The organism is Streptococcus oralis (assembly GCF_001578705.1).
Lineage (GTDB): Bacteria > Bacillota > Bacilli > Lactobacillales > Streptococcaceae > Streptococcus > Streptococcus oralis_J.
The window spans coordinates 1-350 of the sequence record NZ_KQ969049.1 but is presented as its reverse complement, the minus strand read 5'-3'; the positions used below and the strand labels follow the sequence as shown (position 1 = coordinate 350).

At 44.9% G+C, this 350-nt stretch carries 1 tRNA gene and 1 rRNA gene; both read right to left on the bottom strand.

What is annotated here, in order from left to right:
• Window positions 1-91: 91 nt before the first annotated feature.
• Window positions 92-165: transfer RNA gene (locus tag SORDD05_RS09655), tRNA-Asn, on the bottom strand.
• 5 nt (window positions 166-170) lie between these two features.
• Window positions 171-286 (bottom strand): 5S ribosomal RNA (rrf, locus tag SORDD05_RS09650).
• Window positions 287-350 lie beyond the last annotated feature (64 nt).

Genomic DNA, 350 nt, shown 5'->3' with positions numbered 1-350 from the left:
AGGCGGTTTATTTGTCTCGCACCTGACGGAGCGAGACGGACTAATAGTCACATAATAAAAAAGAACACCAGTGGTGTTCTTTTTTATCTGACTCCGCCAGTAGGACTCGAACCTACGACATCATGATTAACAGTCATGCGCTACTACCAACTGAGCTATGGCGGATAAAAGCTAAGCGACTTCCATATCTCACAGGGGGCAACCCCCAACTACTTCCGGCGTTCTAGGGCTTAACTGCTGTGTTCGGCATGGGTACAGGTGTATCTCCTAGGCTATCGTCACTTAACTCTGAGTAATACCTACTCAAAATTGAATATCTATCAAATACCAAGTAAACCTTACACTTCGTA